The 13,441-nt window shown below is 68.0% G+C and carries 15 protein-coding genes; 10 read left to right on the top strand and 5 right to left on the bottom strand.

Translation table 11 applies throughout. The features are described from left to right. The first annotated feature begins 1 nt into the window (after position 1). From ACSFBE_RS06445 to ACSFBE_RS06430, 4 genes are read left to right on the top strand one after another with little or no spacing between them, the layout of a single operon-like run. On the top strand, positions 2-1,330 hold the full coding sequence (locus ACSFBE_RS06445; protein WP_435489558.1) for a phosphatase PAP2/dual specificity phosphatase family protein: 1,329 nt from the start codon (positions 2-4) through the stop codon (positions 1,328-1,330). After that, positions 1,327-1,770 (top strand): hypothetical protein, encoded by a 444-nt coding sequence (locus ACSFBE_RS06440; protein WP_435489557.1) that lies wholly within the window; start codon positions 1,327-1,329, stop codon positions 1,768-1,770. Before ACSFBE_RS06445 ends, ACSFBE_RS06440 begins: the two co-directional genes overlap by 4 nt. A gap of 37 nt (positions 1,771-1,807) precedes the next feature. Next, positions 1,808-2,482 (top strand): lysophospholipid acyltransferase family protein, encoded by a 675-nt coding sequence (locus ACSFBE_RS06435; protein ID WP_435489556.1) that lies wholly within the window; start codon positions 1,808-1,810, stop codon positions 2,480-2,482. A gap of 5 nt (positions 2,483-2,487) precedes the next feature. Beyond that, complete coding sequence (locus ACSFBE_RS06430; RefSeq protein ID WP_435489555.1) at positions 2,488-3,441, top strand: phosphatidate cytidylyltransferase; 954 nt, start codon at positions 2,488-2,490, stop codon at positions 3,439-3,441. Between the two features lie 4 nt (positions 3,442-3,445). On the opposite strand, the gene ruvA is transcribed toward ACSFBE_RS06430, so the two are convergent. Further along, positions 3,446-4,018, bottom strand: a complete 573-nt coding sequence (gene ruvA, locus ACSFBE_RS06425) for a Holliday junction branch migration protein RuvA (RefSeq protein WP_435457148.1) — start codon at positions 4,016-4,018, stop codon at positions 3,446-3,448. A gap of 30 nt (positions 4,019-4,048) precedes the next feature. Here ruvA and ACSFBE_RS06420 point away from each other — a divergent pair, with 30 nt between their 5' ends. Both ACSFBE_RS06420 and ybeY read left to right on the top strand, forming a co-directional pair. Further along, positions 4,049-4,996 carry a PhoH family protein gene (locus tag ACSFBE_RS06420; RefSeq protein ID WP_435489554.1) on the top strand — a complete coding sequence of 316 codons (948 nt, stop codon included), beginning with the start codon at positions 4,049-4,051 and terminating at the stop codon, positions 4,994-4,996. Then, the gene (gene ybeY / locus ACSFBE_RS06415; RefSeq protein ID WP_435489553.1) at positions 4,996-5,454 is read left to right on the top strand and encodes an rRNA maturation RNase YbeY; all 459 of its coding nucleotides are present in this window, start codon (positions 4,996-4,998) and stop codon (positions 5,452-5,454) included. The genes ACSFBE_RS06420 and ybeY overlap by 1 nt, the downstream gene beginning before the upstream one ends. A 23-nt stretch (positions 5,455-5,477) precedes the next feature. Here ybeY and dtd read toward each other — a convergent pair whose 3' ends face one another. Then, a complete protein-coding gene (gene dtd, locus ACSFBE_RS06410; RefSeq protein WP_435489552.1) occupies positions 5,478-5,921 on the bottom strand; it encodes a D-aminoacyl-tRNA deacylase in 444 nt (147 codons plus the stop codon). Further along, positions 5,918-6,853 (bottom strand): cation diffusion facilitator family transporter, encoded by a 936-nt coding sequence (locus ACSFBE_RS06405; RefSeq protein WP_435489551.1) that lies wholly within the window; start codon positions 6,851-6,853, stop codon positions 5,918-5,920. The genes dtd and ACSFBE_RS06405 overlap by 4 nt, the downstream gene beginning before the upstream one ends. A gap of 120 nt (positions 6,854-6,973) precedes the next feature. Between ACSFBE_RS06405 and ACSFBE_RS06400 the strand changes: the two genes are divergently transcribed. Further along, positions 6,974-7,441 (top strand): FecR family protein, encoded by a 468-nt coding sequence (locus ACSFBE_RS06400; protein WP_435489550.1) that lies wholly within the window; start codon positions 6,974-6,976, stop codon positions 7,439-7,441. Next, positions 7,438-8,040 carry an OmpA family protein gene (locus ACSFBE_RS06395; protein ID WP_435489549.1) on the top strand — a complete coding sequence of 201 codons (603 nt, stop codon included), beginning with the start codon at positions 7,438-7,440 and terminating at the stop codon, positions 8,038-8,040. Before ACSFBE_RS06400 ends, ACSFBE_RS06395 begins: the two co-directional genes overlap by 4 nt. Before the next feature lie 31 nt (positions 8,041-8,071). Here ACSFBE_RS06395 and tyrS read toward each other — a convergent pair whose 3' ends face one another. After that, positions 8,072-9,304, bottom strand: a complete 1,233-nt coding sequence (gene tyrS / locus ACSFBE_RS06390; protein WP_435489548.1) for a tyrosine--tRNA ligase — start codon at positions 9,302-9,304, stop codon at positions 8,072-8,074. Positions 9,305-9,462: 158 nt separating this feature from the next. Between tyrS and ACSFBE_RS06385 the strand changes: the two genes are divergently transcribed. Both ACSFBE_RS06385 and ACSFBE_RS06380 read left to right on the top strand, forming a co-directional pair. Next, entirely contained in the window at positions 9,463-10,812 is a 1,350-nt protein-coding gene (locus ACSFBE_RS06385) for a M23 family metallopeptidase (RefSeq protein WP_435489547.1), read from the top strand. Between the two features lie 30 nt (positions 10,813-10,842). Continuing rightward, positions 10,843-11,952 (top strand): anhydro-N-acetylmuramic acid kinase, encoded by a 1,110-nt coding sequence (locus ACSFBE_RS06380; RefSeq protein WP_435489546.1) that lies wholly within the window; start codon positions 10,843-10,845, stop codon positions 11,950-11,952. 27 nt (positions 11,953-11,979) lie between these two features. Here the strand turns inward: ACSFBE_RS06380 and mdtD are convergent, their stop codons facing one another. Continuing rightward, positions 11,980-13,413 (bottom strand): multidrug transporter subunit MdtD, encoded by a 1,434-nt coding sequence (gene mdtD, locus ACSFBE_RS06375; RefSeq protein WP_435489545.1) that lies wholly within the window; start codon positions 13,411-13,413, stop codon positions 11,980-11,982. Positions 13,414-13,441: the final 28 nt, after the last annotated feature.

The following is a 13,441-nucleotide window of genomic DNA, read 5'->3' as shown; positions in this document are numbered from 1 at the left end:
CATGAGTCTCTGGCTCGCGCAACGTCCCTGGAAGCGCGCGATCGCCTGGCTCGTCTTGCTCGGCCCCTTGTTCTACGCGACCTACGGCTTCGCGAACGGGTGGGCCGCGTCGCGTGCCGTGGTGCCGACGCTGGCCTTCGGCTGGGAGCGTGGCATTCCCTTCTGGCCGTGGACCATCTTTCCGTACTGGACCATCAACGTCTTCTACGCGCTCTCGCTCTTCCTCGCACGCGACCGGCACACGATGGACCGGCACGCGTTGCGGCTCGTCAGCGCCACCGTCATCGCGGTGAGCTGCTTCGTGCTGTGGCCGCTGCGCTTCAGCTTCGGCCAGCCGGCGGTCAACGGTGCGCCCGCCTTTCTCTTCGACGCGCTGCGCGGCTTCGACCAGCCCTTCAACCAGGCGCCGTCGCTGCACATCGCGCTGGCGGTCATCTTGTGGGACTGGTACCGCCGCTTCATCCGCCCGCTGTGGGCGCGCCTCGTGCTGCACGTGTGGGCGTTCGCCATCTGCGCGTCGGTGCTGACGACCTGGCAGCACCACTTCATCGACATCCCGACCGGTGCGCTGCTCGGGCTGGTGTGCGTGTGGCTGTGGCCGCTGGAACGGGTGGCGTCGATCCGGCAGGGATGGCGTCTCACGCGTGATCCGCAGCGCTGGAAGCTGGCAGGTTTCTATGGCGTCGGCGCGCTGATCTTTCTTGGCGCCGCGCTGGCCATCGGCGGGTTCGGCCTGTGGCTGTGCTGGCCGGCCGCATCGCTCGCCTTGGTCGCGATGAATTACGCGGCGCTCGGCGCGCACGGCTTCCAGATGGGCGACCGCGGCCGAATGCGCTGGGCGGCACGATGGCTGTTCGCGCCCTACCGGCTCGGCGCGGCGGTCAACGCCTGGGCTTGGACGCGGCGGCTGCCGGCGTCGGTCGAGGTGGCGCCGGGGCTGCGGCTCGGCCGCATCCCGACGCACGAAGAATGGATCGCGGCCGGCCAGCCTCGGCTGGTGAGCCTGTGCGCCGAGTTGCAATTGCCGCGCGTCGACGCCGCACGCTGTCTGCCAATGCTCGACCTGGTCGTGCCACCGCCGCACCGCCTGCAGCGTGCGGCCCACGTCATCGATGCGCAACGCCGCGCGGGCCACACCGTGTGGGTGTGCTGCGCGCTCGGCTTCTCGCGCAGCGCAGCGGCCACCATCGCCTGGCTGCGCCTGCATGGCAGCGCGACCGGCGTCGGCGATGCCGAAGCGCAGGTGCGCCGTGCGCGGCCGCAGATCGTGCTGCGTGCTGCCTGGCAGCAGGCCCTCGACCACGCGACCCGGCACACTCGCACCCCATGACCGACCACGAACGCGCCCTCTGTACCGCCACGGCCCGCCTGCTGCAGGCGGCCGGCGTCGTCGCGGCCTGGGGGCTCGGGCTGAGCCTCGTTGCCATCGGCGTGCTGGCACTGACGGGGCGCTCGCTGTCGATGCTGTCCTGCATGGGCTTCGGCGCGGTCGCGATCATCGGCCTCTTCGAGCGCTACATGGCGCTGCGGCTGCGGCTCGACGTCGGGCTGTTCGATGGGTTGGCGAGTGGCGCCATCCCCTCGCTCAGCACGCTCGACGTGGCGCTGCAGAAGCTCGGCCTGCGCCACTCGCCTGAGGCGCCCGATGCACCACGCGCGCTCGCCGACCGGGTGCAGGGCGCGCGGCAGTTGATGCAGCGCCACGGCATCGCGGTCGCCTGCCAGAGCGCGATGTTCCTGCTGGCGCTCCTGACACAGGACTTGCGCTGACCCCTCCTCTCCCACCCCAAGAAGAAGCATCGTCACCATGAGTTCCCTTCCTCGCAGCGGCCTTCGCCATGCGGCGGCCGTCGTCTCGGCCTGGTCGATCGTGCTGGCCGCGCGCCTCTTGACCGGCGTGCGCGCCATCTGGTCGGGCACCACGCCCAAGGCCGAGCAGACGCTCTACTTCGCCAACCACACGAGCCACGGCGACTTCGTGCTGCTGTGGGCCACGCTGCCGGCCGACCTGCGCGCGCTGACGCGTCCGGTGGCCGGGCAGGACTACTGGGAGGCATCGTCGATGCGGCGCTTCATCGGCGTCGACGTGTTCAACGCGCTGATGATCCGGCGCGACGGCGGCACCGCGGCGGGCGCACCCAACCCAGTCGAGCAGATGACCGAGGCGCTGCAGTCCGGTGACTCGCTCATCATGTTTCCTGAAGGCACGCGCAACATCGGCGACGACATCCTGCTGCCGCTCAAGAGCGGCCTGTTCCACCTGGCGCGCGCCTGCCCACAGGTGCGGCTGGTGCCGGTGTGGATCGAGAACCTGAAACGCGTGCTGCCCAAGGGCGCGCTGGTGCCGATCCCGCTGGCCTGCACGGTGCGTTACGGCACACCGCTGGTGCTGGCCGAGGGCGAGGACAAGAACGCGTTCATCGCGCGTGCCCGCGCTGCGATGCTCGACCTGCGCCCCGAGTACGACAAGGCGGAAGACTGAAGGCCATGAACATCTCCGCTTCGACCCACACCACGCTGATGCTCTTCGGCGGCGTCTTCGGCGTGCTCGTGCTCGCCTCAGCCATCGGCGCGCTGCTGAAATGGCGCGTGGCACACGGCCAGCCACATTCGGTGATCGACAACCTCAATGCGCGCGTCAACGCATGGTGGGTGATGGTGGCGGTCATCGGCCTGTCCTTCGCCTTCGGCAAGGGCGGCGTGATCGTGCTGTTCTACCTGATCTCGTTCTACGCGCTGCGCGAGTTCATGAGCCTGGCCTACACCCGGCGCGGCGACCACGCCGCCATCGCGGTGGCCTTCTTCATCGCGCTGCCGGCGCAGTACTTCCTGATCTGGATCGACTGGTACGGGCTGTATGCGATCTTCATCCCGGTCTACGCCTTCCTGGTGCTGCCCATCCTGGCGGCAGTGGGGGGCGACACGCAGCGCTTTCTCGAACGCACCTCGAAGATCCAGTGGGGGCTGATGGTCTGCGTCTTCTGCATCAGCCATGTGCCGGCACTGCTCACGCTGCAGATCCCCGGTTTCGAAGGCCGCAACCTGCTGCTCATCGCCTTCCTCGTGATCGTCGTGCAGGGCAGCGACGTGCTGCAGTACGTGTGGGGCAAGCTGCTGGGCAAGCGCAAGGTGGCGCCCGAGCTGTCACCGTCGAAGACGTGGGAAGGGCTGATCGGCGGCGTGGCCAGTGCCACCGCGCTCGGTGCCGCGCTGTCCTGGGCCACGCCCTTCACACCGTGGCAAGCGGCATTGATGGCACTGACCATCTGTCTGATGGGCTTCTTCGGCGGCCTGGTGATGTCGGCCATCAAGCGCGACCGCGGCGTGAAGGACTGGGGCCACATGATCGAAGGCCATGGCGGCATGCTCGACCGGCTCGACTCGGTGATCTTCGCGGCGCCGGTCTATTTCCACGCGCTGCGGTACTGGTGGGTTCCTTGAGCCCTTACTTGGCCAAAGCCCGCAACGCCAACTTGATGCCGTCGCTCACGCTCGCGTCCTTCGGCAGGGCCTTCAGTGCCGCCGAGGCCTCCTTGTCGCTGTAGCCCAGCGCGATCAGCGCCTGCAGGATGTCGGCCTGCGCATCGGTGGCAGCATGCGCAGGCAGCGCGATGTCGGCGCCCAGCTTGCCCTTGAGTTCGAGCAGCAGGCGCTCGGCCGTCTTCTTGCCAATGCCGGGGATCTTCACCAGCCGGCCAGCGTCCTGCAGCGTGACGATCTGCGACAGCTCGCCGACGCTCAGGCCCGACAGCACACCCAGCGCCATGCGCGGGCCGATGCCGGAGATCTTGATGAGCTGGCGGAAGGCAGCGCGTTCCTGGTGGGTGCCGAAGCCGTAGAGGATCTGTGCATCCTCACGCACCACGAAGTGCGTCAGCAGCGACACGCGCTCGCCGGTGTGCGGCAGGTTGTAGAAGGTGCTCATCGGCACGTCGACCTCGTAACCGACGCCGTTGCAGTCGACGACCACCTGCGGTGGATTGCGTTCGGCCAGCGTGCCGGTCAATTTGCCTATCATGGGTACCCCTTCAAGAGCCGGAATTATCCTTTGATCGTTCGCCACACCTTCAAGCCCCTGAACAACGTGCGCCTCGGCCACCTGTGCGGCCCGCTCGACGAGCACCTGCGCCGCATCGAGGACACGCTGGGCGTGACGATCGCGCACCGCCACGAGCAGTTCAAGGTCGAAGGCCCGAAGGCCATTGCCGACCAGGCGATGGAGGTGCTGCAGGCGCTGTACGAGATCGCCGAGCGGCCGATCGACCCGGCCGTCGTGCAGCTCACCCTCGCGAGCGATTCGGGCATGACCGAGTCGGGCGAGGCCGGCCCGATGCTGGTCACGCGCCGCGCCGACCTGCGCGCCCGCACGCCGACCCAGGCGGCCTACCTCGACCACATCGCCCAGCACGACATCACCTTCGGCATCGGCCCGGCGGGCACCGGCAAGACCTACCTCGCGGTGGCCTGCGCGGTCGACGCGCTGGAGCGCAGCGCGGTACAGCGCATCGTCCTCACCCGCCCGGCGGTCGAGGCGGGCGAGCGTCTCGGTTTTCTGCCGGGCGACCTGTCGCAGAAGGTCGACCCCTACCTGCGCCCGCTGTACGACGCGCTGTACGACCTGATGGGCTACGACAAGGTGCAGAAGGCCTTCGAGCGCAACGCGCTGGAGATCGCGCCGCTGGCCTTCATGCGCGGGCGCACCCTCAACAACGCCTTCGTGATCCTGGACGAGGCGCAGAACACCACGCCCGAGCAGATGAAGATGTTCCTCACGCGCATCGGCTTCGGCGCCAAGGCGGTGGTGACCGGCGACGTGAGTCAGATCGACCTGCCCAAGTCGCAACTGTCGGGCCTGATCGACGCCGAGCGCGTGCTCAAGCGCGTCAAGGGCATCGCGATCACGCGCTTCAGCAGCGCCGATGTGGTGCGGCATCCGATGGTCGCGCGCATCGTCGATGCCTACGACGGCCAGCGCAAGCGCGGCGGAGCCGAGTGATGGCGCTGCCGGCTCTGTCGCTGTCGCTGCAGTTCGGGCGCTTCAAGGGCGTGGAGCGGCACCGCGCCGCGTTGCCGCGCCACCGCGTCACGCGGTGGATCCGGCATGCACTGGACATCGACGGCGAGATCACCGTGCGCATCGTCGATGCGGACGAAGGCCAGCAACTCAACCGCGAGTTCCGCGGCAAGGACTACGCGACCAACGTGCTGACCTTCGACTATGCGCAGGCCCCGGTCGTGATGGCCGACCTGGTGCTGTGCGCGCCGGTGGTGGCACGCGAGGCGAAGGAGAACAGCAAGACGCTCGCCGACCACTACGCGCACCTGCTGGTGCACGGCACGCTGCACGCGCAGGGCTGGGACCACGAGACTGGCGATGCCGACGCCGACGAGATGGAGGCCTACGAGATCGAGATCCTCGCCGAGATGGGTATCCGCAGCCCCTACGGCAAGTAGACGTGTAGACGCGCGGGTGGCCGCTACGCCGTCATCTGCAGCGGGATGGTCACCGGACCGTCGTTGACCAGGTGCACCTGCATGTCGGCGGCAAACACGCCGGTGGCCACGACGGGATGCGCAGCACGCGCCTGCGCCACGAACAGGTCGTAGAGCCGCCGGCCTTCATCGGGCGCCGCCGCCTGCGTGAAGCTCGGCCGGTTGCCGCCGCTCACGTCTGCGGCCAGGGTGAACTGGCTGACAAGCAGCAGCCCGCCCCCGATGTCCTGCACGCTGCGGTTCATCTTGCCGGCCTCGTCCGCGAAAATTCGCAGCTTGAGGATCTTGGCCAGCAGGCGCTCGGCCAGCGCATCGCGGTCGCCCTTCTCGGCGCATAGCAGGACCAGCAGCCCCGCGCCGATGGCACCGACGGTGTCGCCAGCGATGTCGACCCGCGCTTCACGCACCCGTTGCAGCAGCGCTTTCATTCGTGCTCTTCCATGCGCACGGCGCGAGCTTCCATGTTGAGCGGCAGCAACTGGATCGTCACCCGCAAGCCCGGCACCGCGTCCATCAGCGCCTGCTCGAGCGCATCGCGCAACGCTGCCGCGCGCTGCAGCGACCACTCGCCCGGTACGTGCATGTGCAGGTCGGCGAAGCGGCGCTGCCCGGCACTGCGCGTCACGATGTCGTCAAAGCGCAGAGCGCCACCATCGGCCCGCGCTGCGAAGCGGGCCAGCGCGGCATCGAGTGCCTGGCGCGACGGCGCGTCGAGCGCTTGGTCCATCAGGCCCTGCGACGAACGCCACACCAGCGCCATCCCCTCGCGCACGATGTTGATCGCGACGCCGATCGCCAGCAGCGGATCGAGCCACAGCCAGCCGGTGAAATGCACCGCGACCACCCCGACCACGACACCCACGGAGGTCCACACATCGGTGACGAGATGCCGTCCGTCGGCCTCGAGCGCGATGGAGCGATGTTCGCGGGCAGCCCTGAACAGCGCCATGGCCAGCACCGCGTTGAACACCGAACTCACGATCGACAGCGCCAGCCCCCAACCGAGTTGCTCGATCGGTTGCGGCGACAGCAGCCGCACGATGGCCGCCCAGCCGATCGCGAGTGCGGCGCCGATGATGAGGATGCCTTCGAAGCCGGAAGAGAAGTACTCGGCCTTGTGGTGGCCGTAGGGGTGATCTTCGTCGGCCGGCCGCGCGGCGATGGTCACCATGGCGAGCGCGAACATCGCACTTGCGAGGTTCACAAAGGACTCCATCGCATCCGAGATCAGGCCCATGGAGTTGGTTACATAGCCCGCCGCGCCCTTGAGCACGATGGTGATCACCGCTACCGCCACCGACACGCGCAACAGGGCCTTGGGACTGCGAAGGCCGGTCGGGGGAAGTGAATGGGAAGGCATGATGCGTAAAAATGCGGTACTAGACCTCAGGTGGGACCTGAATTATCGTGACTCGGCGGTCGGCCGGAGGCAGTCGCTTACCATGTCGGGCCTCTGTGCCACACGACCCCGGGAGCGACCATGAACCATCGAATCACGACCCTGCTTTGCGCCCTCGCCCTCACCAGTGGGGCCGCGCTGGCGCAGACGGCGACCCCATCGGAACTTCAGGCGGGCACCATCAAATCGGTCCGTGGCGACGTGCAGTTGCTGAGCGCCTCCGGCACACAGCGTCCGGCGAGCGCAGGTGATGCGCTGATGCCCATCGATCGCCTGCTGACGGGTGCCAATTCGGCGGCGAGCGTGGTACTGCGCGACGGCACCACGATGGTCGTGGGCCCCTCCTCGCGACTCGATGTGAAGGAATTCCACTTCGATGCCACGACGCAGGACGGCGGCCTGCTGGTGTCGCTGCTGCGCGGTTCGATGCGCATGATCACCGGCCTGATCGGCAAGAAGCAGCCTGACGCCGTGCGCGTTGAGACCCAGACCGCCACCATCGGCATCCGAGGCACCGACTTCATCGTGCAGGCCGACGCCCAACCGTGACCTTTTGCCGCCTTGCTGCCCTTGCCGCGGCCAGCGGCATGATCGCAGCCTGCTCGTCGCCGTCCACCCGCGTGGTGCTGCTGCCGCAGCCCGATGGCCGCGCTTCGGCGGTGGTGGTCCGCACCAACGGTGGCGAAGGGGTGCTGGCCAAGCCTTACCAGCGGGCCACCGCAAGCCGAGGCGCCACTGGGGCACCTGCGATCGACCAAGCCGATCCAGTGCGCATTGAAGCGGAAAACCGCAGCCTCTTCGACCTGATGCCGGGCCGGCCGCAGCGCTACACGCTCTACTTCGACGCCGGCGAGACGGCTTTGACGATCGAATCCCAAACCACGTTCAACGAAGCCCTCGCCGCGGCAGCTGCCAGAAGCGGCGGAGAAATCGTGGTGACCGGCCACACCGACACACTCGGTCCCCTGGAGCGGAACGACGAGCTGTCCCGCCGCCGCGCCCAGGAAGTGCGCCAGATGTTTGCGGACCGAGGGTTCCCCGCGAACCGCATCCAGGCCGTCGGCCGGGGCGAGCGCAGCCTGGCCATCCCAACCGCGGACGACGTCGCGGAGCCGCGGAACCGCCGCGTGACGATCGAGGTCCGCTGAAGCCCCTGCGGCCTTGGCGCCGCGGCAGGGCTCAGCTCAGCAGCACGCGCGCGAACTTGCGCTTTCCGACCTGCACCACATAGCTGCCGGCCGGCAGCTTGAGACCCTTGTCGCTCACCACCTGCGAATCGACGCGCACGCCGCCGCCGTCGATCAGGCGGTTGCCTTCCGAGGTCGACGGGGCCAGCCCCGCCTGCTTGAGCAGCTGTGCGATGCCCAACGGGGCGCTAGACAGCGTCACCTCGGGGATTTCATCGGGCACGCCGCCCTTGCTGCGGTTGGCGAAATCCTGCTCGGCCGCTTCGGCCGCCGCGGCACTGTGGAAGCGGGCGGTGATCTCCTTCGCCAGCGCCACCTTGGCCTCCTTCGGATTGCGCCCCCCCGCCACCTCGGCCTTCAGTGCCTCGATCTCGGCGATGGAGCGGAAGCTCAGCAGCGTGTACCAGCGCCACATCAAGTCGTCGGAGATCGACAGCACCTTGGCGAACATCGTGTTCGCGTCTTCCGTGACGCCGATGTAGTTGCCCTTGCTCTTGGACATCTTCTCGACGCCGTCGAGTCCTTCGAGCAGCGGCATAGTGAGTATGCACTGCGGCTCCTGCCCGTATTCCTGCTGAAGATGCCGACCGACCAGCAAGTTGAACTTCTGGTCGGTGCCACCCAGCTCCAGGTCGGACTTGAGGGCGACGGAGTCGTAGCCCTGCATCAGTGGATAGAGGAATTCGTGGACCGAGATCGATTGGCCGGCCTTGAAGCGCTTGGTGAAGTCGTCCCGCTCCATCATCCGCGCCACCGTGTACTTGGCGGCCAGCTGGATCATGCCGCGGGCGCCGAGCGGGTCGCTCCATTCGGAGTTGTAGCGGATCTCCGTGCGGGCCGGGTCGAGCACCAGACTCGCCTGCCGATAGTAGGTCTGCGCGTTCGATTCGATCTGTTCGCGGCTCAACGGCGGGCGGGTGTTGTTGCGGCCAGAGGGGTCGCCGATGGTGCTGGTGAAATCGCCAATCAGGAAAATGACGGTGTGGCCCAGATCCTGCAGCTGACGCATCTTGTTCAGGACGACCGTGTGACCGATGTGGATGTCCGGAGCGGTCGGGTCGAGCCCCAACTTGATGCGCAACGGCGTGCCCGAGGCCTCGGCGCGCTGCAGCTTGCGCACCCACTCGTCTTTCGGCAGGAGCTCGTCGGCACCTCGAAGAGAGATTTCGAGCGCGTGTCCTACACCTGACGAAAGGTTTTCGCTTGTAACAAAGTCGGGCTTCATTGGTAATTTTTGGCAGTTTTGCGTATGGCCGAAGCTATACTCAGCCCGACTTTCCAAGCGTCGGATTCTAAGCGGCGCTTTCCTTTCGCTCCGTCCTACAGCTTCGCGCGACGAAGCACGCGCTGGGACCGACCGAACCGATACAGGGCTTTAAGACGTTGATCAACGCCATTCTGGCCGCCGAGGAGTTACTCGCTTCTCGCCTGGCCCACACGTTCAAGACATATCCGAAGCAGATCACTGCGGCGATCGGCACCCTGCTGCTGTGCGCCGGCGGTGGCGCCTTCGCCGTGGCCTCGCTGGGCCCGGACGTGGCGGACCTGCCCGTTCAGCAGGTGCTCGAAGCGGTCCAGCCTTTGGCCTATGCCGATCAGGTGGAAACGCTCGACACGCACGATTTCACGCTGTTCCGCACCGAACTCACCCGTGCCAGCGACACCATCGAGGCGCTGCTCAAGCGTCTGGGCATCAACGATCCCGCGGCCGCGGCCTTCGTGCGCAGCAATCCCGAGGCCCGGGGCGCGCTGTTCAACCGCACCGGCCGCACGGTGACGGCCGAAGCCACGCGCGACAACACGCTGCAACGCCTGAGCGCACGCTGGATTCCGGACGGCGACGGCAGTTTCAAGCGTCTGGTGATCGCCCGGAACGCCAAGGGTTTCACCGTCCGCACCGAAGCCGACCAGCTGGCCGCCGCCAGCCGGTTGGCCAGCGGCGTCGTGCGCAGCTCGCTGTTCGCCGCCACCGACGAGGCGCGCATCCCTGATGCGGTCGCGAGCCAATTGGCAGACATCTTCGCCGCCGACGTGGACTTCCGCTCCCTGCGCAAGGGGGACCGCTTCGCCGTGGTCTACGAGACCTTCGAAGCCGACGGCCAGTCGCTGCGCAGCGGCCGGGTGCTGTCGGCCGAATTCGAAAGCAACGGCAAGATCTACCAGGCCCTCTGGTTCCAGGAGCCCGGCAAGAAGGGCGGCTACTACCGCCCGAACGGTGACAGCCTGGTGCGCGCCTTCCTGTCGTCACCGGTTGAGTTCTCGCGCATCTCGAGCGGCTTCGCGATGCGGATGCACCCGATCCAGAACAGCTGGCGCCAGCACAACGGCATCGATTTCGCAGCCCCCACCGGCACCGCCGTGCGCGCCGTCGGCGATGGCGTGGTGGAGTTCGCCGGCCGCCAGAATGGTTACGGCAACGTGATTATCGTGAAGCACCGCAGCAACCAGGAAACCGTCTATGCGCACCTCAGCCGCATCGACGTCCGCACCGGCCAGGCGGTGAGCCAGAGCCAATTCATCGGCGCGGTCGGTTCCACCGGCTGGGCCACCGGCCCGCATCTGCACTTCGAATTCCGGGTGAACGGCGAGTACACCAACCCGGCGACCATTGCCCAGCAGGACAACGGCACGCCGATCGCCGCCTCGGCACGCCCGGCCTTCGATCGGGTCGCGATGGCCACGCGCCGCGAGCTGTCGGCGGCGTTCTCGGTGGTGCAGGCCAGCGCCGACTGAGCGCCACCCTGCAACGGCCGGCCCGCACGCATGGCTGAGCGATTCATCGGCCTCATGTCGGGCACCTCGCTCGACGGGGTCGACGGCGTGCTGGCGGACCTGGCCGACGGCCGCATCACCGTGCTTGCCCATGCCAGCGCCGCCCTTCCCGACCCTCTGCGAAGCGAACTGCTCGCCCTCAACCGCGCGGCGGACAACGAACTGCACCGCGCTGCCTTGGCCGCGAACGCGCTGGTGCGCACGTATGCCTCGGTGGTGCGGCGATTGCTGGACGAGGCAGGGCTCGAGGCGGCGGACGTCACGGCCATCGGCGCCCACGGGCAGACCGTCCGGCACCAACCGGGCGCCGTCGATGGCATCGGCTACACGCTGCAATTGAACAACCCGGCCCTGCTGGCCGAACTCTGCGGCATCGACGTGGTTGCGGACTTCCGCAGCCGCGATGTTGCCGCCGGTGGCCAGGGCGCCCCGCTGGTGCCCGCCTTTCACCGCGCGGTCTTCGGCCGGGCCGGGGAGAGCCTGGCCATTCTCAACATCGGCGGTATCTCGAACCTGAGCGTGCTGCCCGCGGGCGATGGCACGGTGCTGGGCTTCGACTGTGGGCCGGGCAACGCGCTGATGGACCACTGGTGCCGCACGCACACCGGCCAGCCCTTCGACGACGGCGGCCGATGGGCCGCCAGCGGGCGCGTCGACCCGCTGCTGCTGGCGCGGATGCGCGCCGAGCCCTTCTTCGCCCAACCGCCGCCCAAGAGCACCGGGCGCGACCTGTTCCATCCGGCGTGGCTCGATGCCGTGCTGGGCGACACGACCCTCACCCCGGTCGACGTGCAGGCCACGCTCACCGAGCTCACTGCATCTGCGTGCGCGCACGACGTGCGCCTGTACGGCGGCGCCGCGACGGCACTGATCGTCTGCGGCGGCGGCGCGCTCAACGACCAGCTCATGGCACGCCTGGCCGCCCTTTTGCCCAAGCTGACGGTCTGCTCCTCCGTCGATCGCGGCCTGCCGCCGCAGCAGGTCGAAGCGGCGGCCTTCGCCTGGCTGGCACGGGCCACGATCCGACGCGAGCCGGGCAACCTCGCCAGCGTGACGGGTGCGCGGGGCGCGCGGGTGCTGGGCGCCGTCTACCCCGCCTGACAGCGATCGAACGCTTCGATCAGCCGATCAGCCTTGCCCCGAAACCTCGGGCTGCGCCGGCTGCACGGCACGCGCCTCGGGCGGCAGGTGCCAGAAGATCAATGCCGACGCGAGCGTGATCAGTCCCATGGTCGCGAAGGTCGCCTGGAAAGCATGCAGGACATCGACGGGCGCGGCGCTGCCGAAGATGCCGGTGTAGCCGCCGAGCACCGAACTCGCGGCGGCCACGCCCAGGCTCATCGCCAGCATCTGCACCATCGACAGCAGGCTGTTGCCGCTGCTGGCCATGCTGCCGTCGAGATCGCGCAGCGTGACGGTGTTCATGGCGGTGAACTGCAGCGAATTGACGGCACCGAAGCACAGCAGTTGCACGATGTGCAGCGCCACGGGCTGGCTCGGCGAGGTCAGCGCAAAGCTCCCCATGGTCAGCCCGACCAGCGCCGTGTTGGCGACCAGCACCCGCCGGTAGCCGAGGTGGGTGATGAGCGGCGTGGTGAATCGCTTCATCGCCATGCCGGCCATGGCGATGGGCAGCATCATCAGCCCCGCCCGCAGCGGCGAGTAGCCCATCGACACCTGCAGCAGCAGCGGCACCAGGAAGGGCATGCAGCCGCTGCCCAGGCGCGAGAACAGGTTGCCGAGCAGGCCGATGCTCAGGGTCGGCACCTTGAAGAGCGTGGGCGAGAACAGCGGCTCGGGCCTGCGCGATGCATGCAGCCAGTAGGCGGTCAGACTGGCGAAGCCGAACACCAGCAGCACGAAGACGCTGACCTGCCGCAGGCCGAGCTCGGCGACGCCGTCGAGCGCCAGCGAGATCGCGACCATGCCGAAGGCCAGCATCGCATAGCCCGTCGAATCGAAACGCTGCAGCACTGCGCCGCGCAGGTCGGGCATGAAGCGCAGCGTCGCGATGCAGCCCAACAGGCCGACGGGCACGTTGATCAGGAAGATCCAGTGCCACGACGCGTACTGCACCAGCCAGCCGCCGAGCGTCGGGCCGAGCAGCGGGCCGATCAGGCCCGGAATGGCGACGAAGCTCATCGCCTGCAGGAACTCGCCGCGCGGCACGGTGCGCAGCAGTGCCAGGCGCCCCACCGGCAGCAGCAGCGCGCCGCCGAGCCCCTGCACCACCCGCGCGGCCACAAGCTGACCCAGGCCTTGCGATAGCGCACAGGCGACCGATCCGAGGACGAACAGCACGATCGCCGAGAAGAAGATGCGCCGCGTGCCGAAGCGATCGGCGATCCAGCCCGATGCCGGGATCAGCATCGCCATCGTGAGCGAATAGGCCACCACCACCGACTGCATGCGCAGCGGGCTGACGCCCAGGCCGGCCGCCATGGCCGGCAGCGCCGTGTTGATGATGGTCGCGTCGAGCGTCTGCATGAAGAAGCCGACGGCAACGAGCCAGAGAAGGCTCTTGCGGACGGGGGCGACGGGGGTGATGGCCTCTGACGTCATGGGAAAACAGGAAGATGGAAAGAACGAC

The sequence above is a fragment of the Variovorax sucrosi genome (genome assembly GCF_051216635.1).
Taxonomy (GTDB): Bacteria; Pseudomonadota; Gammaproteobacteria; order Burkholderiales; family Burkholderiaceae_C; genus Variovorax.
The sequence above is the reverse complement of the archived record's forward strand: the minus strand, read 5'-3'. Positions and strand labels throughout refer to the sequence as shown.